Origin of the sequence: Aliiroseovarius sp. S1339 (assembly GCF_023195695.1) — a bacterium.
Classification (GTDB): domain Bacteria; phylum Pseudomonadota; class Alphaproteobacteria; order Rhodobacterales; family Rhodobacteraceae; genus Aliiroseovarius.
This window is the reverse complement of the sequence record NZ_JALPQG010000012.1, coordinates 41,960-65,213: the sequence shown is the minus strand read 5'-3', so window position 1 is coordinate 65,213 and position 23,254 is coordinate 41,960. Positions and strand designations below refer to the sequence as shown.

General features: G+C 58.6%; 24 protein-coding genes and 1 tRNA gene. 14 read left to right on the top strand and 11 right to left on the bottom strand.

Going from position 1 to position 23,254, the window contains the following annotated elements; genetic code table 11:
- Positions 1 to 61: 61 nt before the first annotated feature.
- A complete protein-coding gene (locus MUY35_RS16085) occupies positions 62 to 925 on the top strand; it encodes a glycosyltransferase family 2 protein (RefSeq protein ID WP_248370203.1) in 864 nt (287 codons plus the stop codon).
- A gap of 131 nt (positions 926 to 1,056) precedes the next feature.
- A complete protein-coding gene (locus MUY35_RS16080) occupies positions 1,057 to 1,485 on the top strand; it encodes a peptidylprolyl isomerase (protein ID WP_248370202.1) in 429 nt (142 codons plus the stop codon).
- A 111-nt stretch (positions 1,486 to 1,596) separates the two neighbouring features.
- On the opposite strand, the gene irrA is transcribed toward MUY35_RS16080, so the two are convergent.
- Positions 1,597 to 2,013, bottom strand: a complete 417-nt coding sequence (gene irrA, locus MUY35_RS16075; RefSeq protein WP_248370201.1) for an iron response transcriptional regulator IrrA — start codon at positions 2,011 to 2,013, stop codon at positions 1,597 to 1,599.
- 192 nt (positions 2,014 to 2,205) lie between these two features.
- Between irrA and fabA the strand changes: the two genes are divergently transcribed.
- From fabA to MUY35_RS16025, 10 genes are all read left to right on the top strand, one after another.
- Positions 2,206 to 2,715, top strand: coding sequence for a bifunctional 3-hydroxydecanoyl-ACP dehydratase/trans-2-decenoyl-ACP isomerase (fabA, locus tag MUY35_RS16070; protein WP_248370200.1), 510 nt, complete (start codon positions 2,206 to 2,208; stop codon positions 2,713 to 2,715).
- A 56-nt stretch (positions 2,716 to 2,771) separates the two neighbouring features.
- On the top strand, positions 2,772 to 4,001 hold the full coding sequence (gene fabB / locus MUY35_RS16065; protein ID WP_248370199.1) for a beta-ketoacyl-ACP synthase I: 1,230 nt from the start codon (positions 2,772 to 2,774) through the stop codon (positions 3,999 to 4,001).
- Positions 4,002 to 4,028: 27 nt separating this feature from the next.
- The gene (locus MUY35_RS16060) at positions 4,029 to 4,817 is read left to right on the top strand and encodes an enoyl-ACP reductase (RefSeq protein WP_248370198.1); all 789 of its coding nucleotides are present in this window, start codon (positions 4,029 to 4,031) and stop codon (positions 4,815 to 4,817) included.
- Between the two features lie 147 nt (positions 4,818 to 4,964).
- The gene (locus MUY35_RS16055; RefSeq protein ID WP_248370197.1) at positions 4,965 to 5,792 is read left to right on the top strand and encodes an alpha/beta hydrolase; all 828 of its coding nucleotides are present in this window, start codon (positions 4,965 to 4,967) and stop codon (positions 5,790 to 5,792) included.
- Complete coding sequence (locus MUY35_RS16050) at positions 5,789 to 6,760, top strand: threonine/serine dehydratase (RefSeq protein WP_248370196.1); 972 nt, start codon at positions 5,789 to 5,791, stop codon at positions 6,758 to 6,760. The genes MUY35_RS16055 and MUY35_RS16050 overlap by 4 nt, the downstream gene beginning before the upstream one ends.
- Before the next feature lie 12 nt (positions 6,761 to 6,772).
- Positions 6,773 to 7,978, top strand: a complete 1,206-nt coding sequence (locus MUY35_RS16045; RefSeq protein WP_248370195.1) for an endonuclease/exonuclease/phosphatase family protein — start codon at positions 6,773 to 6,775, stop codon at positions 7,976 to 7,978.
- Complete coding sequence (pcaD, locus tag MUY35_RS16040; RefSeq protein WP_248370194.1) at positions 7,975 to 8,772, top strand: 3-oxoadipate enol-lactonase; 798 nt, start codon at positions 7,975 to 7,977, stop codon at positions 8,770 to 8,772. Before MUY35_RS16045 ends, pcaD begins: the two co-directional genes overlap by 4 nt.
- A 100-nt stretch (positions 8,773 to 8,872) precedes the next feature.
- The gene (locus MUY35_RS16035) at positions 8,873 to 9,964 is read left to right on the top strand and encodes a zinc-binding dehydrogenase (protein ID WP_248370193.1); all 1,092 of its coding nucleotides are present in this window, start codon (positions 8,873 to 8,875) and stop codon (positions 9,962 to 9,964) included.
- Positions 9,965 to 9,975: 11 nt separating this feature from the next.
- Entirely contained in the window at positions 9,976 to 11,211 is a 1,236-nt protein-coding gene (locus MUY35_RS16030; protein WP_248370192.1) for a mandelate racemase/muconate lactonizing enzyme family protein, read from the top strand.
- A 193-nt stretch (positions 11,212 to 11,404) separates the two neighbouring features.
- Positions 11,405 to 13,366 carry a CoA-transferase gene (locus tag MUY35_RS16025; protein ID WP_248370191.1) on the top strand — a complete coding sequence of 654 codons (1,962 nt, stop codon included), beginning with the start codon at positions 11,405 to 11,407 and terminating at the stop codon, positions 13,364 to 13,366.
- Positions 13,367 to 13,413: 47 nt separating this feature from the next.
- Here the strand turns inward: MUY35_RS16025 and MUY35_RS16020 are convergent, their stop codons facing one another.
- The 4 genes from MUY35_RS16020 to MUY35_RS16005 form a co-directional block, all read right to left on the bottom strand.
- Positions 13,414 to 14,277: a VOC family protein gene (locus tag MUY35_RS16020; RefSeq protein ID WP_248370190.1), complete on the bottom strand. Its 864-nt coding sequence runs from the start codon at positions 14,275 to 14,277 to the stop codon at positions 13,414 to 13,416.
- 117 nt (positions 14,278 to 14,394) lie between these two features.
- A complete protein-coding gene (locus MUY35_RS16015; RefSeq protein ID WP_248370189.1) occupies positions 14,395 to 14,577 on the bottom strand; it encodes a hypothetical protein in 183 nt (60 codons plus the stop codon).
- Positions 14,578 to 14,692: 115 nt separating this feature from the next.
- Complete coding sequence (locus tag MUY35_RS16010) at positions 14,693 to 15,232, bottom strand: substrate binding domain-containing protein (protein ID WP_348984518.1); 540 nt, start codon at positions 15,230 to 15,232, stop codon at positions 14,693 to 14,695.
- A 197-nt stretch (positions 15,233 to 15,429) separates the two neighbouring features.
- Positions 15,430 to 17,943: a cation:proton antiporter gene (locus tag MUY35_RS16005; protein WP_248370187.1), complete on the bottom strand. Its 2,514-nt coding sequence runs from the start codon at positions 17,941 to 17,943 to the stop codon at positions 15,430 to 15,432.
- A gap of 355 nt (positions 17,944 to 18,298) precedes the next feature.
- Between MUY35_RS16005 and MUY35_RS16000 the strand changes: the two genes are divergently transcribed.
- A complete protein-coding gene (locus MUY35_RS16000; RefSeq protein WP_248370186.1) occupies positions 18,299 to 19,138 on the top strand; it encodes a M48 family metalloprotease in 840 nt (279 codons plus the stop codon).
- 261 nt (positions 19,139 to 19,399) lie between these two features.
- Here the strand turns inward: MUY35_RS16000 and MUY35_RS15995 are convergent, their stop codons facing one another.
- The gene (locus tag MUY35_RS15995; protein WP_248370185.1) at positions 19,400 to 20,281 is read right to left on the bottom strand and encodes a cytochrome c; all 882 of its coding nucleotides are present in this window, start codon (positions 20,279 to 20,281) and stop codon (positions 19,400 to 19,402) included.
- A 27-nt stretch (positions 20,282 to 20,308) separates the two neighbouring features.
- Positions 20,309 to 20,788 (bottom strand): cytochrome c, encoded by a 480-nt coding sequence (locus MUY35_RS15990; RefSeq protein WP_248370184.1) that lies wholly within the window; start codon positions 20,786 to 20,788, stop codon positions 20,309 to 20,311.
- Positions 20,789 to 20,889: 101 nt separating this feature from the next.
- On the opposite strand from MUY35_RS15990, the gene MUY35_RS15985 reads away from it, so the two are divergent.
- Positions 20,890 to 21,756: a LysR family transcriptional regulator gene (locus tag MUY35_RS15985; protein ID WP_248370183.1), complete on the top strand. Its 867-nt coding sequence runs from the start codon at positions 20,890 to 20,892 to the stop codon at positions 21,754 to 21,756.
- 167 nt (positions 21,757 to 21,923) lie between these two features.
- Here MUY35_RS15985 and MUY35_RS15980 read toward each other — a convergent pair.
- The 4 genes from MUY35_RS15980 to MUY35_RS15965 all read right to left on the bottom strand — a co-directional run bounded on the left by MUY35_RS15980 (position 21,924) and on the right by MUY35_RS15965 (position 23,057).
- Positions 21,924 to 22,000, bottom strand: a tRNA-Arg gene (locus MUY35_RS15980).
- Between the two features lie 55 nt (positions 22,001 to 22,055).
- On the bottom strand, positions 22,056 to 22,235 hold the full coding sequence (locus MUY35_RS15975) for a CTP synthetase (protein ID WP_248370182.1): 180 nt from the start codon (positions 22,233 to 22,235) through the stop codon (positions 22,056 to 22,058).
- Positions 22,236 to 22,309: 74 nt separating this feature from the next.
- Positions 22,310 to 22,504, bottom strand: a complete 195-nt coding sequence (locus MUY35_RS15970; protein ID WP_242114757.1) for a CTP synthetase — start codon at positions 22,502 to 22,504, stop codon at positions 22,310 to 22,312.
- Positions 22,505 to 22,550: 46 nt separating this feature from the next.
- On the bottom strand, positions 22,551 to 23,057 hold the full coding sequence (locus MUY35_RS15965; protein WP_248370181.1) for an alkylphosphonate utilization protein: 507 nt from the start codon (positions 23,055 to 23,057) through the stop codon (positions 22,551 to 22,553).
- Between the last annotated feature and the right edge of the window lie 197 nt (positions 23,058 to 23,254).

Sequence of the window (23,254 nt, the reverse complement as noted above, 5' to 3'; positions counted from 1 at the left end):
TTTGAATTCATAGCATTTTGGCGCGAAAGCCGCAGAATCTTGTGGCGGGAAAGAGTGAGTGATGCGCTATCAAGGCCTGACAGATTTTCTGACCACCGGCGGCAAGGCTTTGGCCAAAGGCCCCGTGGCGATGATTTTTGTCGAGGATCTGGTAGAGGTTGAAAGCACCATCCAACACCACCAAAACGCCGGGTTCGCCCAGCTTTTGGTGTTTGCCCCCGACGCGCTGGAACTGCCTGACGCGGTCGAAGCCAAAATCCACCGCATTCCTTATGGCTTGGCGCGTGAAGGGGCTTTGGAACACGCGGTCAACAAGATCATCGATGCCGCGCCCGGCACTTGGCTGTATTATTGTTACAACGCCGAATACCTGTTCCACCCGTTTTGCGAGACGCGCTCGATTGGCGAACTGCTGGCTTTCCACACCGAAGAACGTCGCGGTGGTGTTCTGACTTATGTTGTCGACCTTTACGCCGACGATTTGGGGCAATTCCCGAACGCGGTCGCGCTGGATCATGCGTACTTGGACAAGTCGGGCTATTACGCGCTTGGACGCCTTGATGCAGATGGCAACCCGCTTGACCGCCAGCTGGATTTCTTTGGTGGGCTGCGCTGGCGATTTGAAGAACACATCCCAACCGCACGCCGCAAGATTGATCGCATATCGATCTTCCAAGCCAAAAAAGGGCTTAAGCTGCGCACGGACCGCACCTTCAACGACGAAGAATACAACACCTATGCCTGCCCATGGCACAATAATATCACCGTCGCGATTGCCAGCTTCCGAACCGCGAAGGCTTTGAAAACCAACTCGGGCTCGACCTTCGAGATACCGACATTCAAGTGGCACAACTCGACCCAGTTTAAGTGGACGTCGCAACAGTTGCTGGACTTTGGGCTGATGGAACCGGGGCAGTGGTTCTAGGCGGCGGTTTATGGAGGCATAATCCGCCTCTCTTTACATCCCATCTCAAATCTTTAGGGTCTGAGCATCATACGAGCACCCGTGCAGCAAGCGGCCTCGTCCATTAATCCCCCTTACATCGCGAGGCATCTATGACCGAGGTCACCACCGGCGCAACTGTGCGCATCCATTACACTGGCACGCTTGAAGACGGGACTGTCTTTGACAGCTCAGAAGGCCGCGATCCGTTGGAATTTACCGTCGGGTCGGGCATGATCATTCCCGGCCTAGATAAAGCGCTGCCCGGCATGGCGGTGGGCGAGCAGAAGAAAGTGACCATCGCCCCAGAAGAAGCTTATGGTCCCCGCCAGGACGAAGCCCTGCTTGAGGTGCCGCGCAGCGACATTCCGGCGGAAATTCCGCTTGAGGTTGGTCTGCAGCTGCAGATGACAGGGCAACAAGGTCAGCCCATTCCGGTGACGGTGACAGAGATGTCTGACGAAAGCGTAACGCTGGACGCCAACCACGCGCTGGCAGGTCAGACCCTGATTTTCGATTTCGAAATCGTCAGCGTGGGCTAAGCGCCGTTGAGAAAGTAGGGCGCGCGCTCTTTGCGCGCGTTCGAGGGGCTTTGCCCCTCACCCCCAGGATAATTGGGGCCAAAAGAAACTGCTTAGTGTAGTCGCTGGGTGTTATTTGCGACGCAGGCGGATCACCACATCAACTTTGGCGATCTCGGTCCCTTCGGGCGCTGTGGGCAGGCGCGCGATTTTCAGATCTTCGTTCGGGGCATCCATCAATTCTTCTGTGTCTTCCCAGAAGAAATGCGGGTGGTTTGTTACGTTGGTGTCAAAGTAACTGCGCGCACCGTTCACGGTGATTTCGCGCAGAAGTCCCGCTTCGGAAAAAACGCGAAGCGTGTTGTAGACGGTGGCAAGGGACACTCTTTCATCACTGTCGCGCGATGCTTCAAAAAGACTTTCAGCTGTCACGTGGCGATGCTGGCCATCGCCAATCAGAAGTTGCGCCAAGGCAAGGCGCTGCCGCGTCGGGCGCAGGTCCGCGCTTGCCAGCCAGGTCGCTTCCATTTCGTGGTCGATATCATCCATTGGTCTGTTATCTGGTCCGCAGTGATCAAAAGTCCCTGTTGAATATAGGCGCTCAACCGTCAAAGCGCCAATTAATTCTGATCTGGCAGTGTGGCCACGTTGCCGCGCCGCTTTCGGCCCACCCTTGCGTCTGGCTTGGGCCGGGTGATAGAGGGAGAAGGGAAGGAACACACAAGATATGGGGCGGCGGGAATGGCGGATTATCCGACGAGTTTTGACAAGGAAGATCTTCTGAAATGTTCGCGGGGCGAGTTGTTTGGCCTTGGCAACGCGCAGCTTCCGGCCCCGCCCATGTTGATGATGGACCGCATCACCGACATTTCTGGCGACGGTGGCGAACATGGCAAGGGCCATGTCATTGCCGAATTCGACATCACACCAGACCTCTGGTTCTTTGACTGCCATTTTCCCGGCAACCCGATCATGCCCGGCTGCCTTGGTCTCGATGGACTGTGGCAGTTAACCGGCTTCAACCTTGGCTGGCGCGGCTGGCAAGGACGCGGCTATGCGTTGGGTGTGGGTGAAGTCAAGCTGACTGGCATGGTTCGTCCAGACCGGAAAATGCTGACCTATCGGATCAACTTCACCAAAGCCATCCAGACCCGTCGCTTGACCATGGGGGTTGCAGACGGGATTGTGGAAGCTGATGGAGAGGTTATTTATCAGGTCAAGGACATGAAAGTCGCCCTGTCAGAAAGCTGACGGGACAAGAGATCAGGCGCCGGAAAGTCGGCGCCACCACGCGAAGGAGTGCGCATATGCGTCGTGTCGTCGTTACCGGTCTGGGCATCGTCTCGGCCATCGGCAACAACAAAGACGAGGTTCTGTCCTCGCTTAAAGCCGGCAAATCAGGCATTTCTGCCAATGCGGATATGGTGGAACACGGGTTCCGTAGCCAGATCGCAGGCAAGCCGGATATCGACATCGCCGCGCATGTGGACAAACGCACGCTTCGGTTCATGGGACCGGGCGCGGCCTATGCGCATATTGCGATGACGCAAGCGATTGCCGATGCGGGCCTTGCCGAAGACGACGTTGTGAACCCCCGCACCGGTCTGGTGGCGGGCTCGGGCGGACCATCGACCAGCGCGATGTTTGCAGCGCATCAGACGGCGCTGAAAACCGGCGCGACGAAGCGGATCGGCCCGTTTGCGGTGCCGAAATGCATGGGCTCGACCATTTCCGCGAACCTTGCGACGGCGTTCAAGATCAAGGGCATCAACTATTCGATCACTTCGGCCTGCTCGACGTCGCTGCATTGCATCGGCAACGCGGCTGAGCAGATCATGATGGGCAAGCAGGATGTGATGTTCGCGGGCGGCGGCGAAGAGCTGGACTGGACACTGTCCTGTCTGTTTGATGCGATGGGCGCGATGTCGTCGAAATATAACGACACACCAGAAAAGGCATCCCGCGCCTTTGATGCCAACCGCGATGGGTTCGTCATCGGTGGCGGTGGCGCGATTTTGGTTCTTGAAGACCTTGGACATGCCAAGGCGCGCGGTGCGAAAATCTATGCCGAAGTGACCGGATACGCCGCAACATCGGACGGCCACGACATGGTCGCCCCGTCAGGTGAAGGCGGCGAACGCGCGATGCGTCTGGCGCTGGATATGCTGCCCGAAGGGCGCAAAGTTGGCTATATCAACGCGCACGGCACCTCGACCCCTGTTGGCGATGTGGGAGAGGTTGAAGCGGTGCGCCAGGTCTTTGGCGAAGGATCAACGCCGCCGATCAGCTCGACCAAGTCGATGACTGGCCACAGCCAAGGCGCCACTGGCGCGCAAGAGGCTGTATATTGCCTGTTGATGTTGGAGCACGACTTCATCACGCCCTCGATCAATGTCGACGAGCTGGACCCGGCGATCAAACCGGAAGAGATCGCGACATCGCTGGTCGAGAATGCCGGTTTGGACACTGTGATGACCAACAGTTTTGGGTTCGGCGGGACCAATGGGTCGATGCTTCTAAGCAAATACCGCGACTGATGTTTGAAACAGATTTGAGGAACTGACATGGCAGGGCTTATGCAAGGAAAACGCGGCCTCATCATGGGGGTTGCCAACAATCGTTCGATTGCTTGGGGCATTGCGCAGGCGATGGCGAATGAAGGGGCTGAACTTGCGTTTTCCTATCAGGGCGACGCGTTCGGACAGCGTGTCGCGCCGTTGGCCGCATCTGTCGGGTCGGACCTTTTGGTTGATATGGACGTGACCGACGATGCCGCGCTGGACAAAGGCTTTGCCGACCTGTGGTCGAAATGGGATAGCATCGACTTTCTGGTCCACGCCGTCGCTTTTTCCGACAAGAACGAACTGACAGGCCGCTTTGTCGACACCAGCCGGGCGAACTTCAAACACTCGATGGATATCAGCTGCTATTCCCTGATTGAGGTCGCGCGCCGTGCCGCACCCCATATGACCCAGGGCGGCACGATCCTGACCCTGACCTATGGCGGGTCAAACCGCGTGACTCCGTTTTATAACGTGATGGGTGTGGCAAAAGCGGCGCTTGAATCATCTGTTCGCTATCTGGCGAATGATCTTGGCCCGGATGGGATTCGCGTCAACGCCATCTCGCCCGGCCCGATGAAAACACTGGCTGGTGCGGCCATTGGCGGCGCCCGCAAAACCTTCCGCCACACAGAGGCGAATTCGCCCATGCGTCAGAATGCGACGCTGGAAAGCATCGGCGGCACGGCGGTCTATCTGACCTCGGATTATGGCGCGTGCACGACGGGTGAGATCATCACGGTCGACTGTGGCTTCCATGTGCTGGGCATGCCGCAGCCCGAGAACCTCTGACCTGCCGCCCGATACCTTGAACTGACAACGTAAACACCCGTCAATCTGGGCGGGTGTTTTGCGTTTATCGACCCCACGCCTTCTGCTTGCGCCCCTTCCCCATCCGGTGCTTACTGTGACCGAAACAGGTTGCGGACGGGATCGAACATGCAAAATTTCACTGCACGGGATGGCTTGACACTTGCCTATCGGGACGAGGGCGAGGGATTGCCAGTTCTGGCACTGTCCGGGCTAACTCGAAATTCAGATGACTTCAACTTCGTGGCCCCATATTTATCGCGTATCCGTTTGATCCGTATGGATTACCGCGGACGTGGCGCATCGGATTGGGGGCCGCATCAGACCTATACCGTTCCGCAAGAAGCGGATGACGCATTGATGCTGCTGGACCATCTGGGGATTGACCGCGCAGCGATCCTTGGCACGTCGCGTGGCGGATTGATTGCAATGGGGATCGCGGCGGCTGCGAAAGACCGTCTGCTGGGTGCCTGTCTGAACGATATCGGTCCGGTGATCGACCCGCGCGGGTTGGATTACATCAAGGGCTTTTTGGGCCGTCGCCCCTCGGCGCGGTTTTTCAAGGATGCCGCCGAAGGGCGCGCGCAGATCATGGAGGAGTCAGGCTTTCACAACGTCCCGATGGAGCGCTGGGAGGCAGAAGTCCGCCATCTTTTCACCCAAACCGAAACGGGGCTTCAGATACGTTATGACCCTGCTTTGCGCGATGCAATTATTGAGTCGGGCGCTCAACCCGCACCGGATCTCTGGCCCTATTTCGACGCGCTGAACGATCTGCCGCTGGCGCTGATCCATGGCGAAAACTCAGACATTCTGATCGATGAGACGGTCGACGAAATGCGACGGCGCAACCCCGACCTGCGCTATGGTCGCGTGACGGATCGCGGCCATGTGCCGTTTCTGGACGAACCCAAAGCGCTGGAGGTGATCCATGACTGGTTGGAGGATATGCGGTGAACATCGGCGAAATCCGCGCCGCCTCCGCCCGTCTTGAAGGGCATGTGCGACGCACGCCGCTGCTGACCTCTCCTTTTCTGGACGAGATCGCAGGCAAACGCATTTATGTGAAGCCCGAATGCCTGCAACACACCGGCAGCTTCAAGTATCGCGGTGCGCGCAATGCGATTTCGAAACTGGACGACGCCCAACGCGCGCGCGGGATCATCGCCTATTCCTCAGGCAACCACGCCCAAGGGATCGCGCTGGCCGCCAGCCAGGTCAACGCGCCATCCGTGATCGTGATGCCATCGGACGCCCCGCGCCAAAAAATCGACAACACCCGCGCGCTGGGGGGCGAAGTGGTGCTGTTCGATCGTGAAAGCGGCAACCGTGATCAAATCGGCGCAGAAATCGCAGGGGAACGCGGACTGACGCTGATCAAACCTTTCGACAATGCCGATGTGATCGCCGGACAAGGAACCGTCGGTCTGGAAATTGCCGCGCAAGCCCGCGCGGCGGGTGTGGGCGCAGCGACGGTTTTGGTTCCCTGTGGCGGCGGCGGGCTAACATCGGGGATCGCGCTGGCGCTGGACGCAGATGCTCCAGGCATGCGCGTCCACCCGGTCGAACCAGAAGGGTTTGACGACGTCGCGCGATCACTGGCGTCAGGGCGCATCGAACAAAACACGCGGCGATCCGGGTCGGTTTGCGATGCGATCATCACACCGTCGCCCGGTGATCTGACCTTTCCGATCATGCAAAAACTGTGCGGACGGGGTATGGTGGTCAGTGAAGATGATTGCCTGCGCGCCATGGCCGCCGCGTTCAACTGTCTGAAGATCGTGGTTGAACCTGGTGGGGCCGTGGCATTGGCCTTGGCTCTGTTTCACCGTGACAAGATTGATGGCGACACGGTGATAGCGGTCGCGTCCGGCGGCAACGTAGACGCGCCAATATTCGCCAACGCGCTTAACCGTTTTGCCTGATCGGAGGGCTCTATGACAGACTTCACAATCGCCTCGTTCAACGTCAAAAATCTGATCGGCGCAGATCAGGAATATTACGAATTTCAACGCTACACACCCGAGGAATACGCGTGGAAACGCGACTGGATGGCCGACCAGATGATGGCGCTGGACGCCGATATCATCGGCTTTCAGGAGATCTTTGAAGAAGACGCCCTGCGTGATGTGATTGGTGAAGCAAACAAACGCACTGCCATTTTGAACGCAGCCACCATCCCGGATGAAAGCAAGGGCTATCATCGCAAGGCAATTTTTCGAAAGCTGGCTATCCGGCCATGGGATCAGGATAAACTGGCCTTCGCGCCGAACGCGGCCGATGCTGGCCCCGGCCAACGTCGCCCCGGCGTCGCAATCCTGTCACGGTTTGGCTTCGTTGAGCCCCCGCAGGTCATTCAGGATATGCCCGAACCACTAACGATCCCTTTCACACCCCTGCGCGGGCTCGAAGGTGACGCGGGCCACTACACACTGACCCGCTTGTCGCGCCCTATCCTGCGCGCGCGCATACCCATCAATGGGCAGGTTGTGACCGTGTTCAACTGCCACCTGAAATCGAAACTGGGCGAGTTCATCCGCCCCCCCGGGGCAGATTTCGCCCCCGAAGAGGATCTGACCAATTATGACCCCGTTGGCCGCGCCCTTGGGGCCGCCCGCGCCGCCATGCGCCGCATGGCCGAGGCTTGGGTGTTGCGCAGCTTCATCGTCGAAGAATTGCGGATGGGCAATCCAGTTGCGGTTCTGGGTGACTTCAACGATGGCGAACATGCGGTGAGTTCCGAGATTGTCTCGGGCGAGGTGCCATTCAAGAACTATTCCTGGATGCTGCGCCATGACGCCAAATCCGAACACGACCGCTATTCAAAAAAGGAAAATGTCCAGATCACGCGTGCGGTAGAAGCTATGCGCCTTCACTCGGCCGAAAAACTGTTCGTGCGCAAATCGCTGCGCGACATGGTCTATACCTCGGCCTTTGGCGGGGTATTTGAAAGTATCGACCAGATATATCTCAGCCGTCATTTTCACCCGGAAAACGATCAGCGCATCGCGGATATGACCTATTTCAGTGTGTTAAACGACCACATCACCGATGGCTCGCACCCTGAAGCGCCGTATAACAAGCTGGCGTCCGATCACGGGCAAATCATGGCCTATCTGACCATGCGCGGGGGCGATGAATGATCGTCATTCCCGACGCGGTTGGCCCCGACCTGCATGTGGTCGAAAGCGGCCCGCCGGACGGCCCCGCTGTGGTGTTCGCCCATGCGTTGGGGTCAGACCTGACCATGTGGGACGCGATTGTTCCACTGCTTCCTTCTGGCCTGCGACTGATCCGTCTGGACATGCGCGGACATGGGCAAAGCCCCTGCCCTGACGGGCCATATCCAATGGGTGATCTTGTGGTCGATGCAGCGCGTAGCCTCGACAGACTAGATGTGTGCGATTGCGTCTTTGTCGGCCTGTCCATTGGGGGGATCATCGCGCAGGGGCTGGCGGCCGAACGGCTGGACCTTGTGCGCGGGCTGGTCATCGCAAACACTGCGGCCAAGATCGGCACCCCCGCCATCTGGGCCGACCGGATTGCGGCGGTGCGTAAAGACGGGATCGAAAGCGTTGTCGAGGCTAACATGGAGCGCTGGTTTTCCCACGCCACCCGTCGCGATCACCCTGAAATTGTCAACGCAGCGCGTGCTCGGCTGCTTGCCACGCCGCTCGCGGGCTATGTGGGCTGCATGGAGGCCATTGCCGACACCGACCTTTACGAAAGCACCGCGCGGCTGCGACTGCCCACACTGGCCATCGCCGGATCCGAAGATGGCTCCGCCCCCGCCGATCTTGTGCGCGAAACGGCCGCTCTGATCCCCGGTTCGCGGTTCCATTTGATCCGCGGCACGGGCCACATGCCGCCCGTTGAAAAGCCCGACGAATTCGCGCGTATCCTGACGGAATTTCTGGGCGGCATCGGGCATCTGTGAACCAACCGCAGACTTCCGTTCTAGACAGGTCAGTTATTCCGGCTTGGCAAATGCCCCAAAACTGCGCAACCATGCCCCAGAACACAAGCAGGAGACCCAGATGGAGAAGATCAAGGCCGCCGTCTGCCACGCGTTTGGCGCTCCCCTTGTGATCGAGGATATCTCGATCCGCCCCCCCGAAGGCAGCGAGGTCGAGGTGACATTGGACGCGGTTGCGATCTGTCACAGCGATATATCCTATATGGACGGCGATTGGGGCGGCTCGCTGCCCGCCGTCTACGGTCACGAGGCCGCAGGGCGGATCACGCGGACGGGCGGCTCTGTGAAGGGTCTTTCGGTTGGCGACCCGGTTGTCGTCACGCTGATCCGCGCCTGCCAATCCTGCCCCAGTTGCGCTTCTGGGTCGCCCGTAACCTGCACAACGCCCTATGACGGTGACCACGGGCCGATCACAACGACCGATGGCGGCAAGCTGCATCAGGCGATGGCCACCGGCGGCTTTGCCGAACGTGTCGTGGTCGAACAAAGCCAAGTGGTGAAACTGCCCGACGGGATGGCGATGGACGTGGCCTCGCTTCTGGCCTGTGGGGTGATCACCGGCGTGGGTGCCGCTGTGAATGCCGCCAATATCAGACCGGGCGAGGTTGTTGTGATCATCGGCGCAGGCGGCGTCGGTCTGAATGCGATCCAAGGGGCCCGCATCGCAGGGGCCGCCCGCATTATTGCCATCGACATGAGCGAAGACAAGCTGGACGCAGCGATTGAATTCGGCGCGACAGACGGCATTCTGGCAACCTCGGACACCCCATGGAAAGCCGCATACAAAGCGGCGGGGCGCGGGGCAGATGCGGTGCTTGTGACCGTGGGCGCGATCCCGGCCTATGACGCGGCCCCGCGTTACCTTGCCCCCGGTGGTAAGGTCGTCATGGTCGGCATGCCACATTCTGGAGGTGAATCCCGCTATGAACCCGTGATCCTAGCCGCCCTTGGCCAAGGCATGGTGGGCAGTAAAATGGGCGATGTGGTGATCCAGCGCGACATTCCGTGGATGATCGACCTGTATCAACAGGGGCGCCTGAAACTGGACGAACTGATCTCGGGCCGTTGGCGCTTGGATCAGATCAACGAGGCAATTGCCGACACCAAATCCGGTGCCGCGCACCGCAACGTGATCGTGTTCGATCGGGATTAAGGGGGCCGCGTATGCGCCTGCAAGACCTTGAGATTTTCGTCGTCGCCCCGCCTGCGCCCGGCTGGGGAGGCCGCTATTGGATTTTCGTAAAAGTCACCACCGATGACGGCATCAACGGGTGGGGCGAGGTCTACGCTGCCGCCGTCGGTCCCAAAGCCATGCGCGCGGTGATCGAGGATGTCTTCGCCCGCCACATGCAGGGCGAAAACCCCGAAAACATCGAGCTGATGTTTCGCCGCGCCTATTCTGCGGGCTTTACACAGCGTCCTGACCCAACCGTGATGGGCGCATTCTCAGGGTTGGAAATCGCCTGCTGGGACATTCTTGGCAAGGCACGAGCTCGCCCGGTCTGGGCGCTTCTGGGTGGCAAGATGAACGAGCGGCTGCGCTCCTACACCTATCTCTACCCCGATCCGCATCATGCGCTGCCCGACTTCTGGACCTCGCCAGAAATGGCCGCCGAGGCCGCCATAACGCGCGTCAATCAAGGCTTCACTGCGCTGAAATTCGACCCTGCCGGGCCATATACGATCCGTTCGGGCCACATGCCGTCAATGAAGGATATCACCCGATCCGTCGCCTTTTGCAAAGCCATCCGCGAGGCCGTTGGTGACAAGGCGGACCTGTTGTTTGGCACGCATGGGCAGTTCACCACAGGCGGCGCGATCCGCATCGCTGACGCCATTGCGCCTTATTCTCCGCTATGGTTCGAAGAACCTGTCCCCCCCGACAACATCGCCGAAATGGCAAAGGTGGCGCACGCCAGCACGGTCCCGGTGGCAACAGGAGAACGGCTTTCAACCAAGGCCGAGTTTGCCGAAGTTCTGCGCCAAGGCGCCGCCTCGATCCTGCAACCCGCGCTTGGACGGGTCGGCGGCATCTGGGAGGCCAAAAAGATCGCGGCCATCGCCGAGGTTCACAACGCCCTGATCGCCCCGCACCTATACGCGGGGCCCATCGAATGGGCCGCGAACATCCACCTTGGCACCTCGATCCCCAATCTGCTGATGGTCGAGACGATCGAACAGGGCGGCGATTTCCACCAAGCCCTGATCAACCACACGATCCGCTGGGAAGACGGCTATGTCCTGCCGCCGGAAACACCCGGCTTGGGCATTGAGCCAGACGAGGCCCTGATGCGCGCCCATCCTTATACCGGCGCCGCGTTGCATCTTGAGCCGCAAGAAGAACCTTGCGACTATTCCAAGGGAAACCAGTTCGAAGGCGGCGCACCTGCTGACGGGTGAGAACTTCGACCCTCGCGCCCTGCCAATCGTAGCCGTATGCTCGCGTCCCTGTTATCAAAGGGCAGACGCACGTGTCGGTCGCAAAAAGAGTCGACGGGCATTGAAGGAGTTGTTCACATGGATGAATTAAGCGCAAAGACCATCACCCGTATCGCATTGCCGGTCGGCGGCTGCTGGACGGCGGCATAAAGCGATGTCCAAGCACAACAAGATCGTTTCCGCTCAAGAAGCCGCCGCCCTGATAAAGGACGGCGATAGCCTGACCACATCCGGTTTTGTCGGCATCGGCGTGCCGGACGAACTTCTCGCAGCCGTGGAAGCCAGGTTTCTTGAAACCGGTCACCCGCGTGACCTGTCGCTGGTCTTTGCTGCCGGACAAGGGGACGGCAAGGAAAAAGGGTTGAACCGGCTTGGCCATGAAGGCCTTTTGAAAAAGGTAGTTGGCGGGCATTGGGGACTGATTCCGAAAGTTGCCAAACTTGCCACCGGCGGCAAGATTGAGGGTTGGAACCTGCCGCAAGGCTGCATCAGCCAACTTTTTCGTGACATCGCGGCGGGCAAACCCGGGATGCTGTCCAAGGTCGGGCTTGAAACTTTCGTCGATCCCCGCAAGGGCGGTGGCGCGATCAACGACATCTCGGTGGAACCTCAGGTCGAACTTACGACAATTGGCGGCGAAGAGATGCTGTTTTACCCGGCACAAAGGCTGACGGTCGCACTGCTGCGCGGCACGACAGCAGATGAGGCTGGCAACGTGACGATGGAGCGTGAAGCGTTGACCATCGACAGCCTTGCCCAAGCCATGGCGGTCAAAAACTCGGGTGGTGTGGTGATCGTGCAGGTCGAGCGCGTGGCCCGTGCGCGCACCCTGCCCGCGCGCGAGGTTCATATCCCCGGTATCCTCGTCGACGCGGTGGTCGTCGCCAAACCTGAATACCATTTGCAAACTTACAGCACGGCCTTCAGTCAGGCTTTCACCAACAGAATTCGCCCGCCCGCTGGGGAAATTCCACCGATGCCACTTGATGTGCGCAAGGTGATCGCCCGGCGCTGCGCATTCGAATTGCCGGTCAACGGTGTGGTCAACCTTGGGATCGGTATGCCGGAAGGCGTCGCCTCTATCGCGCAAGAAGAAGGGCTGCTTGCGCATTTGACACTGACGGCAGAACCCGGCGTCGTGGGCGGACAGCCTGCATCCGGCTTGGATTTCGGGGCCGCGGTTGATTGCGACGCGGTGATACCCCAGAACGCACAGTTTGATTTCTACGATGGTGGCGGGCTTGACATGGCGTGTCTTGGACTGGCGCAGACCGACGCCGTTGGCAACGTCAACGTGTCACGGTTTGGGTCGCGGCTGGCCGGTGCTGGCGGCTTCATCAACATCAGCCAAAACGCCCACGCTGTGGTCTTCGCCGGGACATTCACAGCGCTGGGGCTGGAAGTCGCAGTGAACGACGGCGGGCTTGAGATCATCCAAGAAGGCCGTGCGCGGAAATTCCTGAAGGCAGTTGAGCAAATTACATTCTCAGGCACCCGCGCCGCCCGCTTGGGTCGCCCAGTGCTTTATGTGACCGAGCGGTGTGTCTTTGAGTTGACGCGCGAAGGGCTGAAACTGACCGAGGTCGCGCCCGGTATTGATGTAGAGCACGACGTGCTGGCCTTGATGGAGACCAAACCCCTGATCGACGAGATCGCGCAGATGGACCCACGCATCTTCCGCCCAGAGGAAATGGATCTGCGCACTGACCTGTTGCATCTGGACCTGCCTGATCGTGTGGCCATTGACCCCGCCACCAACCGGCTGTTCCTGAATTTCGAAAACATGCGCGTACGCACCGAAGCCGATGTCGATCTGATCCGCCGTCAGGTGGCATCTGTTTGCGAGCCGCTGTCGGAACGGGTGGATGTCACCGTCAATTACGACGGCTTCCGTCTGGATGAAGAGGTCACGGCGGCGTGGGCTAAGATGGTTGCCAGCCTTGAGGCGCAGTACTACGGCACCGTCACACGCTATTCTGGATCGGCCTTCATACGGATGAAGCTTGGGGAAACCTTTCCTGATGCCCGCTCTCATATCTTCGAGACGCAAGAGCAGGCGCGAACATTTCTGGAACCCGGATCGCATGATGCCAAACGCAACGAAGTAGACGTTTGACGCAGGTCGAGGCGGAATTCGGCTCGACCGGCATTGTTGTTGCCTCATCAAACTATCAATGTGATGGTGGTGCCCCATGGATCGTGCAGGGTGGTGGTGCCAGTGTGTTTCATGATCGCGATGCCAGCGCTTTGCGCGCGCGCGGTGATCTTGGCAAGGTCAGCGGCGTCGCGGAGGATGATCTTGACACCATCAAGCCCGATCATCCCCTCGGGTCGTGTGCCCGCGCGACGACTGTTCCAAACATTGCCAGCGATTTGGTGGTGATAGCCACCGCTTCCGTAAAAGCTTGCGCTGGGGTAACTAAAAGCAACCTCAAAGCCAAGGATATCGCGGTAAAAGCCGTTGGCGTCCGCGGTGTCACCCACCTGCAAATGGACGTGACCGATGACACCGTCCAGCGGATAGCCCGACCATTCCGTTCCGCCCGTCGCGTTCAGCAAGTCCTGCACATCAAGCGGGTCCGTCGCCATTTGGATTTGGCTATTGGTATCGTTCCAGCGCGACATTGGGCGGTCTACATAGACCTCGATCCCGTTGCCTTCGGGGTCGGCAAGATAGATTGCCTCGCTAACGATATGGTCAGACGCGCCCTGAAGCGGCACGCCCACCGCGACCACATGGGCCAGCCAGCGGGCAAGATCGGCGCGCGTGGGCAACAGAAACGCGGTGTGAAACAGTCCGGCCTGCCGCAGATCATTCGCCGAAAGCGTGGGATCGCCCACCAATTCAACAAGCACCGTCGAGCCGGTGCCAAGCGTGACGCGACGGTCCTCAATCTTGATAGGCTTTAGACCAAGAACAGATTGATAGAATTCAGAAACCACATCTAGGTCCTGCACTTTCAATCGCACGCTCGCGATCCGCATTGGGGCGGCGGACATGTCGAAATACTCGGCTGAGCTGGTCATGGCGTCACTCCTTAAGACGGGTTGCGGTCGCGAGACAATGCCTCGCGCCCGGATGTGGCAGCTAGACGTTTGCGCGCTTCAGTGCATAAGCACAATCACCAAGCAACGCTTGCACGATCAGAGCCACTGCCCAGAATACCGGAAGTTCCCAGCCGGCGCGAAAACGAAAAGCTTCAGCCCGGCATGGGCAACAATCAGAATACCCATCGAGACACACAAGATCGTTGCGGCAATATTGGGATTGGCCACGCCTGCGACAAGGTCGGTCCAGGTGGCGTTCTGAATGGTTGTAAAGGTCATTGTCGTATTCCTTATTGGGGACGCGGCGTTGCGTCTTCAAAAACAACATGGCCTTAATCCTATTCAGCGATGATCTGGGCAAATGGAAGATGATTAAACTATTTTGGAAGTGATCTTACCATCCGGCCTCCCGTTCCGGCTGACCCCAAAACCGTTCCACAAGGGCATCGACCAGCAATCGCACCTTGGCAGAAAGATGGCGGCTGTGGGGGTAAAGGACATAGACGTCATAGGGCTCTGGTTCAAAGGGCTGCAGAATACGCATAACACGGCCCGATCGGATGACATCGCCCGCCACGAAACCAGGCACGCAGGCCAGACCCAGCCCCGCCTCGGCGGCCCGAATACCGGCTTCGGCGTTGGAAAAGCGAATGCGGCCATCGACGCTCACGGTCTTCGCCTGCCCGGTCGCGGTTCTGAACGGCCACTTGTTGGAATCGGCGATATTTGTGTCGATGATACAGCTATGACTCCCTAAATCGTCGGATGCTTCTGGCGTGCCGTGGCTTTTCAAATATTCCGGCGCCGCGACAACCACTATGCGGACAACGCACGGTTTTCGGATGATAAGGCTGGAATCGCCCGGCTTGCCGACACGAATAGCCATGTCGAACCCTTCATCCACCACGTTTGCGATCCGGTCCGAAAAACTCACATCGCATCGATATCAGGGTATTGAGCGGCGAACTGGGTCAGGGCTGGCACGAGTTCAAGGTTGCCGAAGGTCAGCGGCGCGGTAATGCGCAGCAATGGTTCATTGTATTTGATGTCTTCTAGCGCGTTGACGGTTGGAAAAGGGCGAGCATGTAAGGTCTGCCACGCTTTACATGTGCAGATCGGTTGCTGTTGGGCTTAGCTCTCCTTCGTGGTTTCCCTGAACACCACATCGGGATCTATTCCGCGCTTCTCAGCACTTGCGCGCACCGCTTTTTGCAGCGCCGTACTTTTGGCAAGCAGCGCGCGAAACCGCGCCACGTCAAGCACAAGCAGCGTCGATGGGGCAATGGCGCGTATCTCGGCGCGGGCGGCGTTCTTGGTCAGGATCGCCACTTGCCCGAACATCTCGCCCCTGCCCAAGCGCCATGTCTGACCTGCGCTTTCCAGTTCGACCGCACCCGAGGCAATGAAGAAAACATTTTTCACCGCTCCATCCTTGCGAACGATGATTTTGCCTTCATTGACGTATCGGGTCCGCAAGGTTCGGCCAAGCCGCTTAAGCGGTGTATCGTCAAGATCGGCAAACAGTGGAAACTGCCTGACAAGCTCCATCCGCTGCAACGCTATGTCCAGGCGCGGGCGTGCTTCTGCAGCGTTGCGGCGATCGCCAAGGTCATGCATCAGCACGGTATAAACCTCGGCACCAATCAAACCGTCTTCGCGCATAGCCACATATTCGCGTTCTTCCAGCCGAAGGGCGGTGCGCCGGATAAAGCGGCGTTCCAGCTCCTCGGCATAGCCGGGATATTGCAGGCGAAGCCCTTCCATCGCGGTCTCAACCGTTTCAATACGCCGGGCAAGCAGTTCTTGCAGCAGATCGGCGACCCGCCGCCCGTGAATGCGTCGGATGCGCCCGTTGATGAAGGCGTCAAGGTCACGCAGGATCAAGCCTTGCGACAGCAGATGTTCGAAGCGATCTGCGGTCATACGCACCAAGGGCGCCGACACGCCCAATTTGCTGTGAAGCATCAACGCTGCCCTGAAGGTGCGCCCATAAGCGACCGAACGGCGGGTCGCACGCTGATAACCACTGCGCCCGCCGGTACGCGCAGCCTCAATCAACCGGTCGGCGTCCGACAGTATTTTTTCCGCCATCCGCGCCGAGATCGTCCGTTCCCGCACCCGCGCCAGAATCATATCGCGTTCGTGTCCCGCAAGAGCGATCAACCCCAACGTGATCCGGTCTCGGTCAAGGATATCGTCACTGTCTTCGGCGACCTTGACCGCTTCTTCCAGCCGTACGCCGAACACTTTTGCCTCGGATCGCACGATATCGTGCGTCAATTTATAGTCGTCGGTGGTCCGCGCCACATCCTCGCGCACGGTCTGAAGTGCGACGGCAACGACCTGCCGTGACAGCGCTTCGTCAATGGGTGACAGCCGATCAAGCCCAAGCCTGCCGATGACAGTGCGCAGCGTCGTCCCTTGCACGATCAGCGTGAACAATGTGAAGCCAGTTGCAAGGATACCAACCAGTCGCTTAACCTCGATCGGAACACGGAAGCTTTCGGTCACGGCAAGGGCAAGCGCCAGTGTGACCGCCCCCCGCAGTCCACCCCAAAGGATCCCGACACGATAAGGCCGGTCGACAACGGGTGACATGCGCAAAAACGTCAGCAACGGCAGCAACCCGAACAGGATCACCGCGCGCGCCGCAATCGCCGCAAGGATCACCACAATAAGCAAAAGGAAATCACCAATCCTGACCTCTTCCAGCAGTCGCGGAATTAGAAGTGCCGCCAGAATAAAGATCAGTGCGCCGGCCCAATGCGCCAGCAGGTCCCAGACTTCGCGCAGGCTGGCCCACGCCTGTGGCGGCAGGCGCCCCGGACCGGTCAGATTAAGCGTCAACCCAGCCGCGACCACAGCAATCACACCCGAGGCACCAACGCTTTGTTCCGCGCCGATATAAGCAAGGTAGGGCAGCGCAACCGAAATCGAAATTTGCGCTTTCTCGTGACGTCCAAACATCGCCATTACCCAAATTGCGATACGCGTTACCAGCCAACCGGTCAGCGCGCCGCCAGCGATCAGAACCGGAAAACGGGCAAGTGCGTCAGAGAGTTTGGGTTCCGGCATGCCAAGCATGACAAAGCCCATGAACAACCCAAACAGCGCGATGGCAGCGGCGTCATTCAGCAGGCTTTCGCCTTCAATGATGCGGGAAAGTCGGCGTGGCGCCGAGATTGACCGGAAGATCGAAACCACCGCAGACGGGTCGGTCGTCGAAACAATTGCGCCGATCAGCAGGCACGCTGCCAGCGGCAAGGCACTGACCCAAGACAGCGCATAGCCGACACTTAGCGTGGCCACGATCACCGCCACGACAGCCAGAACGAGGATCGGCACCCAATCGTCAAGCATCCGGCGCAGGTTCATTTCCAGCGTAGCCTGAAACAGCAGCGTCGGCAGGAAAACATAAAGGAAGACATTCGACCGGATCGGCAACCCAAGGATCGCCTCGGCCACCGGGTTCAGCGCATCTGTCAGATCGGTGCGCAGAAAAAAGATCGCACCCGACCCAATAAGAATGCCGAGAATGGCAAGGATCACGGTATAGGGCAGCCGCAAACGGGCGGCCAACGGCTCTGCTGCGCCAATGACAAGGAAAAGCGACGAGATGACCGCAGTGATCAGAACGATGTCCATGCAAAGGGAATATCTGAACCAAACGAAAGTGGGAACAGGTCTGACATAAATTCGCAGCGTTGGGCGCGCGGCAAGCAAATGCCTTGACCCTGCAAATCCGCGCCCGACTGATGTCGCTGTTGCTGGGCGGTCTATCGCGACCAGTTGAGTACGCAGGTCGAAAAACCCACGCCACGTCTATGTCGAAAAATCATGTATTACGTACTGATTTTATTAATGTTTCTAAGTGAGAAACGCTGAGTTGCCGCGTCGTGCGTTTTACACACAAGGCCAGATGCCATTTGACGACCACACGCATAGATTGCGTGTCCCTACTACATAATTCTGGCCACCAACCCAATTCAAGGAAAACGCCATGTCCAGATCACCCCCCTTGCGATTGATCAGCCTTATCGCCTCCACCGCATTGCTGATGAGCTGCGGCACAACATATGAAATGCCGAATGTCAGCGAAAACGTGACAAGCCGCGCGAACTCTCTTTTTGCCGAAGCGAAGGCCTCTCCTTCGCGCAAGCTGGCAAGCCCTAAAACTGGGGCCGCGCGGTTCCACCGTGTGGCGCGACGGATAGAACCCGTCGCTAAAAAACTGTGTGAAACAGAACTTGCACAAGGGAAGGACATTGATTGCAACGTTCGCATTGAGATTGATCGCAAAATGCAAGAACGGAACGCCTATTTTACCTATGCTGGCAAAGGTTACAAAAACCCTGTGATCCGGTTCTCGCTTCCAATATTGCGCGACGCCACAAGCGATGATGAAGTTGCCTTCATTCTGGGCCACGAGTACGGGCACCTGATCGGCCAACACATCCGCAAGGGGGATCAACAAGCAATCGCTGGGGCGCTTGTTCTGGGGGCAATCACAGCCTACGGAAACGCTCAGGCAGCATTCGTTGGCGCATATTATGACCCCAACGACGTAGATCGTTCAGTCGAACTTGGGGCAGCGTTTGGACAAAAGGCATTCTCGCAAACATATGAACTTGAAAGCGACATGATTGGCACACGCATTGCTGCTGCGGCAGGATACGATCCGGTAAAGGGTGCTAAATTCTTTGCTCGTGATGAGGCCACGCGTTCCAAGGCCGGACAACTGTCTTTCTGGGGAACCCATCCAGCCGATGAAAAGCGCATCGAGATCGTGATTGCTACGATGGAACAGATTAAGGCGCAACAAGCGTTGGCTCGCAAATAGCCGCGTCAAAAAGGGTGAGGCGTCATTGCCTCTGCGAACACTGCCCAGCGCGATCAGTGATGGAGTAATCTAAAGTGCATGCGCCACGTTGGGCACCCGATCGTGCCGCTGTTCATTGATCGGTCGGTGACTGCGGCCAATCATCGGCGCGGCCACCGCCTCAACCTTGCCTATTGGTAAGAACGATCAGAACGCGGCAAGTGCCTTATGCAACGCATACATAAGGCTCGTTGCATCAAACGCCGTCTCTTATCTCATTTCTCAGTTTTTCGGGGCCAAAAGCAGATAGGCGGCGATCGCTTTCAAATCGCTTTCGGGCAATTGGCTGGTATTTGCGATGACTTCGACCATCTCGCCCCCGGCGGAGTCGTAGTCTGGTGTCAGGCCGGTTTTCAGATAGGCCACGATGTCGTTGGCGGACCATTGCAGCGTTTCGGCCCGAATATCGGGCGTCCGCCCCTTGCTGCCTGGAATGGAGGCACCAGCAAGCCACGCGTCCCACTTCATGCCGCCCAGCGCGTTGCGCGGCGTATGGCATTCGCCGCAATGGCCCAATGCCTCGACCAGTTCGCGCCCCCGCGTTTCCTCGGTCGTTAGCGTGCCGGTCACAACCCAACTTGGACGCAAAAAGAGCATTTTCCACCCGCCCAAGCTGGCGCGGATGTTGAACGGAAAGGCCACGTCGTGCGGCAGGCTGGGCGTTTGATCGGGGGGCAAACTGCGCAAATGCGCAATAAGATCGACTACATCTGCAAGGTCGGCACGCACATAGGAGCCGTAAGGAAATACAGGAAAATAGTGCTGTGCGTTGGGTGAGGTGCCCTTCATGATCGCATTCGCGATTTCCAAATCGGTCCACCCGCCGATACCCAGTGCGACATCAGTCGAAATGTTAGGCGCATAAAATGTCCCAAAATCGGTCTTGAACGATTTACCGCCGCTCAGCCGCGTTTGGTCCTCGGACTCCGGCGCCATATGACAACTTGCGCACCCCATGGCCGCGAAGACCAACGCGCCATTGGCGGCATCTGGGGTGATGCCAGCCAATGCATCTGCTGGCAGCTGCTGTGGCCGTGTGACAAACAGACCCACGGCACACAACACGCCCCCGAATAGCAGTAGCCCGAAAGCCCAACGTTTCATCGAAAGCTTCCGCATGGACGCGTGCACCTAGTCGTCCGACTGACGATAATCCTTGTGACATGCGCTGCAGGCTGCACCCAATGGTCCCATTGCGGCCTTGAGGGCATCAATATCTGTTCCGGCCGCAGCTTGCATTGCCATAACAGCATCAACAAAGTCCTTTCCCTTTGCGCCAACTTCGCTGCCGTCGGCCCATATCGCAGGAAGCGCACGTGTTTTTTCCATGCTCTCGTTATCGCTGCCGGGAAGCCAATAACCCGCTTGTGACAGGCTGGTCAACGTCGCCAGATTATCGGCTGCGGTTTGGGCTGATGCGCTGTCATAGGCAACCTCTTCCTTCGCCATGGCACCAAGTGTCCCAAGATTGAATGAGTAGAGCTGCATTTGAGCTTGGCGCGCTTTGGTCGCAGACTCGAGCTGTTTTTCGGTGATATGTCCGTCCGCTAGGGCCAGCGTACCAATCGATAAAACCCCAACGGCGAAGCCCGCCAACATATAGTTCCGCATCTCAATCCTCCTTGTTGCGCGTTTCGAATTTTATTGCCTAAAGGGTAACTGTTCGAAAATATGGTAACAGTGCGCAATATAGCGAAATAGACTGCGAAAATATGCACAACGAAAATTGGGATGACCTGCGATATGTCCTGACCGTAGCCGAAACCGGATCGGTTTTGCAGGCCGCGAAACACTTGGGCGTAAACCACGCGACCGTGCTGCGCCACGTTGCGGCATTTGAAGAACGCCACGGCGCCGCGGTTTTTGAGCGAACAGCGCGGGGCTATCAGCTCATGCCCGATCGCGTGCACGTTATCCGCGCAGCACAAGACGCCGAGGTCGCAATCCGTGAGGTCAGCCGATTGGCAAGCGGGGGCCGGCAGGGGTTTTCGGGCACAATCAGGATCACATCGACAGATACACTCTGCGCTGCAGTTCTGTCGCAATTTGCGAAGGACATATCGGCGGGTGACCGGAACCTGAGTGTGACGCTTCTGAGCAGCAACGCACATTTGGATCTTATACGCGAGCAAGCCCATATTGTGGTGCGTCCGTCAGTCGCTTTGTCAGACGACTTGGTGGGCACAGCCGTCGCCGAGCTTGGCTTTGCGGCCTATGCCAAACACGAAAATGAGACCGAATGGTTCGTGATGACAGGGGCCCTGTCGCGATCTATTGCCGCGAAGTGGATGGGCGACAACGTGAGCCCCGATCATTTCTCAACAGCCTGCGACAGCTTCCTGACATTGCGCGAAATGGCGGCACTCGGCGGCGGCATCGCTGTGCTTCCTTGCTTCATCGGTGACCGCGAAAAGCGATTGATAAGACTGCACAAAGCCATGCCTCATATGTCCGTGCCACTTTGGATGGCGCGCCATGTCGATACGATTGAAACACAGCAACTGCGCGCAGTTCGCAAACGGCTTGGAGAGTTCCTGGCTGATCAAAGTGCCACGCTGTTGGGCGCCACCGCGGATTAAGCACGTGTCTTTGGAACGCCATGTGATCCTACTTTGCAGTACGTCGAAACGCTCACAATGCAGCGTCTAGGGTGCGCGATGTGAATAGGCGCCGTGCCCCGAATTCAACCCTTGCTGCTGTCGATATACGACGCTTCAGACGCAGGTCCGGTTTCGAAAAAATGAAATGGCGATCCCAGCAGGACTCGAACCTGCAACCCTCTGCTTAGAAGGCAGATGCTCTATCCAGTTGAGCTATGGGACCGCACACCAGAGCCTTACCCCCGGCGCGCCTTCCGTTTCAACCGAAAATCGACCGATCAGCCGTTGATCTGCTTGGCCACGATCCACGAAACCGGCAATGCCACGGCAAAACCCGCGACGGCGGCGTAGATGATCGGCTGCGCGGTATCCATACCGACGGTCAGGGCGGCGACAATGAATATCCCGGCGAGCGTTGCACTGAGCAGGATATAGATGACGGCGGCGAGACGGAACATGGCGTTCTCCTTAGATATATTCGCGAACACGCACGTGTTGTGGACCGGGCACCGCCGCGCCTCTTTGATCTGGATCAGTCGCCGATCATTGCCTTTGCGACAAAGTAGCTCACCGGCAGCCCGACCACGAACCCGACGCCCGCCGCGCCCAGCAAAGGCCACAGGCCCGACACGCCGTTGACCAGCGCGACCACCACCAGAACCGAGGCCAGCGTGGACCCGATGATCCCGTAAAATGTCATGACGATCTTGAAAAGCGGTGAACGCATCATGGGCCTCCTTGCCCGGCGACATAGCCGACCGACCCTGCCCTGCCTACTTCTTCTTCACGAACTGCGTCAGTATGACAATGCGCTGCCCTTCAACGCGACCCTCGATATGCTCGGGGTTGTCGGCCACAAGGCTGATCCCCCGCACCGGAGTGCCGCGTTTCGCCGTGAACCCCGCGCCCTTCACGGGCAGGTCCTTGATCAACACCACGTTGTCACCTTGGTTCAGCACCGCCCCGTTGGCATCCTTGTGCTGGGACGCGGCGGCCTGATTGTCGACCCACGCCTGCGTGTCCTCGTCCAGATACACCTGATCCAGCAAATCCTGCGCCCAAGGCGCGGCAATCCGCTTCAACATCCGCACAGACACCACCTGAACCGCCACATCCTCGGACCACATCGAGGACGCAAGCCCCCGCCAATGGGTCTCCTCGGGCGTGCCGTCGATCTGAGCGGCACAGGTGGCGCAAATGTCCACGGACGCGCCCTCGGGTCCGCCGGGGACAGGGAAGGATGATAGAGGGGCATCTGAGGCGCAGAGGGGGCAGGTCATGGAGGCTCCGGGGTTGGGTGGTGTCCGTATACGGAGCTATGGAGAGGAGGGGAAGGGGAGTGGGAGTCACGCCGAACTTTGGGTGCGTCGTTTCAGAGGGCGGCGCCTGACCCTGCGTGGGTGCTAAGCGCCCTCCCGTGGGGAGGGTCGGGCGCTGCCCGTGCGGGGCCAAACAAAGCAATCTTAGCTTACAAAAA

What these genes read in the sequence shown, in the direction of transcription:
- MUY35_RS15995 (WP_248370185.1), bottom strand. Translation starts at nt 20,281, where the DNA reads ATGAAACGTTGGGCTTTCGGGCTACTGCTATTCGGGGGCGTGTTGTGT.
- MUY35_RS15975 (WP_248370182.1), bottom strand. Translation starts at nt 22,235, where the DNA reads ATGTTCCGTCTCGCCGCCGTCATCTATATCCTGCTCAGTGCAACGCTC.
- MUY35_RS15965 (WP_248370181.1), bottom strand. Translation starts at nt 23,057, where the DNA reads ATGACCTGCCCCCTCTGCGCCTCAGATGCCCCTCTATCATCCTTCCCT.
- fabB (WP_248370199.1), top strand. Translation starts at nt 2,772, where the DNA reads ATGCGTCGTGTCGTCGTTACCGGTCTGGGCATCGTCTCGGCCATCGGC.
- MUY35_RS16060 (WP_248370198.1), top strand. Translation starts at nt 4,029, where the DNA reads ATGGCAGGGCTTATGCAAGGAAAACGCGGCCTCATCATGGGGGTTGCC.
- MUY35_RS16030 (WP_248370192.1), top strand. Translation starts at nt 9,976, where the DNA reads ATGCGCCTGCAAGACCTTGAGATTTTCGTCGTCGCCCCGCCTGCGCCC.
- MUY35_RS16020 (WP_248370190.1), bottom strand. Translation starts at nt 14,277, where the DNA reads ATGACCAGCTCAGCCGAGTATTTCGACATGTCCGCCGCCCCAATGCGG.
- MUY35_RS16080 (WP_248370202.1), top strand. Translation starts at nt 1,057, where the DNA reads ATGACCGAGGTCACCACCGGCGCAACTGTGCGCATCCATTACACTGGC.
- MUY35_RS16055 (WP_248370197.1), top strand. Translation starts at nt 4,965, where the DNA reads ATGCAAAATTTCACTGCACGGGATGGCTTGACACTTGCCTATCGGGAC.
- MUY35_RS15990 (WP_248370184.1), bottom strand. Translation starts at nt 20,788, where the DNA reads ATGCGGAACTATATGTTGGCGGGCTTCGCCGTTGGGGTTTTATCGATT.
- MUY35_RS16085 (WP_248370203.1), top strand. Translation starts at nt 62, where the DNA reads ATGCGCTATCAAGGCCTGACAGATTTTCTGACCACCGGCGGCAAGGCT.
- MUY35_RS16015 (WP_248370189.1), bottom strand. Translation starts at nt 14,577, where the DNA reads ATGACCTTTACAACCATTCAGAACGCCACCTGGACCGACCTTGTCGCA.
- MUY35_RS15970 (WP_242114757.1), bottom strand. Translation starts at nt 22,504, where the DNA reads ATGCGTTCACCGCTTTTCAAGATCGTCATGACATTTTACGGGATCATC.
- MUY35_RS15985 (WP_248370183.1), top strand. Translation starts at nt 20,890, where the DNA reads ATGCACAACGAAAATTGGGATGACCTGCGATATGTCCTGACCGTAGCC.
- MUY35_RS16005 (WP_248370187.1), bottom strand. Translation starts at nt 17,943, where the DNA reads ATGGACATCGTTCTGATCACTGCGGTCATCTCGTCGCTTTTCCTTGTC.
- MUY35_RS16000 (WP_248370186.1), top strand. Translation starts at nt 18,299, where the DNA reads ATGTCCAGATCACCCCCCTTGCGATTGATCAGCCTTATCGCCTCCACC.
- MUY35_RS16035 (WP_248370193.1), top strand. Translation starts at nt 8,873, where the DNA reads ATGGAGAAGATCAAGGCCGCCGTCTGCCACGCGTTTGGCGCTCCCCTT.
- MUY35_RS16045 (WP_248370195.1), top strand. Translation starts at nt 6,773, where the DNA reads ATGACAGACTTCACAATCGCCTCGTTCAACGTCAAAAATCTGATCGGC.
- irrA (WP_248370201.1), bottom strand. Translation starts at nt 2,013, where the DNA reads ATGGATGATATCGACCACGAAATGGAAGCGACCTGGCTGGCAAGCGCG.
- pcaD (WP_248370194.1), top strand. Translation starts at nt 7,975, where the DNA reads ATGATCGTCATTCCCGACGCGGTTGGCCCCGACCTGCATGTGGTCGAA.
- MUY35_RS16025 (WP_248370191.1), top strand. Translation starts at nt 11,405, where the DNA reads ATGTCCAAGCACAACAAGATCGTTTCCGCTCAAGAAGCCGCCGCCCTG.
- fabA (WP_248370200.1), top strand. Translation starts at nt 2,206, where the DNA reads ATGGCGGATTATCCGACGAGTTTTGACAAGGAAGATCTTCTGAAATGT.